Genomic DNA, 1,025 nt, shown 5'->3' on the forward strand with positions numbered 1-1,025 from the left:
GAGCTGAACAGGTTGTGTCACGACGGAATAGAAGCGCGAAAAGCGCGGGCAGAACATGCAAATGAAGGGGCAGACGATGGCGGAGAATGAACATACCGAACCGAGAATACACATCACCCCCGATGCACAGATGATCGGGAAGCTCGATACACTCCGTGAAGTCGGTGAGACATACCCTGATTTAATCAAGCGACTTGTCGATGATCGGATAACAGAGCGTCGCTCACACGGCGACGCGGTGTCTCACGTCAAGCTCGTCCCGGAGCTGCGCAAGGCAATCGATGCCATTCGTCAGAAAGGCGAAACGAGATCCGCTGTAATCATGCGCGTGGTCGAAGCATATCAATATGCAGAAGATGTGCGCGTCGATGAGCTCACTCCCGGTCGGTCGTATACGGTCTTCATCACGAAATCGATGCGGAGCAGCCTCGATACCATCCGCGAAGGTGATGAATCGTACGTCTCGACAATCCGTCGCCTGATTGAAGAACATCAGGTCGCCGAGGCACAACAGTCGATGACGCCGGTCGGAGCGACAAGGGCAATGCGAGTCAAACCGTCCACATATTCCCGAATCGAGAGCATGGTGCAGGGTGATGAGAGCTATGACGAGGTCGTTACGCGGCTACTCGATGAACGCTCCATGTACCGGCTGATTGCGAAGAATAAGGCTGCAGAAGGGCGGCGCCTGTTACACAACCATAACTTCAAGCTGGTAATCAATGAGATTACTGCGATTGATACCATTGTCGATCAGGAAGACAATTGCGGTGTTCAGCAGGACGTCGATGAGCTAATGAAGAACACGTTGAGCACCCCGCTGGATGAAGGTGATTCCAAATGACCGACTTGACCATGCTCGAAGAAGACACATTTCTCGCTGGGGACAACACAGAAGAAGAAGTGTCCCCACAATCCGACAAAGTGTCCCCACCTTCAGTAGACAAAGTGTCCCCAGCATCGGGCGACGAAGTGTCCCCAGCATCGGGCGACGAAGTGTCCCCAGCATCGGGCGACGAAGTGTC

Annotated in this window: 2 protein-coding genes; both read left to right on the top strand. The window is 53.8% G+C overall.

All coding sequences use genetic code 11. The annotated features are described in order from the left end of the window. Positions 1-76 precede the first annotated feature (76 nt). Positions 77-844 carry a hypothetical protein gene (locus J7K40_03960; GenBank protein ID MCD6161554.1) on the top strand — a complete coding sequence of 256 codons (768 nt, stop codon included), beginning with the start codon at positions 77-79 and terminating at the stop codon, positions 842-844. Then, the coding region (locus J7K40_03965) for a hypothetical protein (GenBank protein MCD6161555.1) at positions 841-1,025 on the top strand (185 nt) is incomplete at its 3' end. The genes J7K40_03960 and J7K40_03965, both read left to right, overlap by 4 nt.

Source organism: Candidatus Zixiibacteriota bacterium, assembly GCA_021159005.1.
Lineage (GTDB): Bacteria > Zixibacteria > MSB-5A5 > UBA10806 > 4484-95 > JAGGSN01.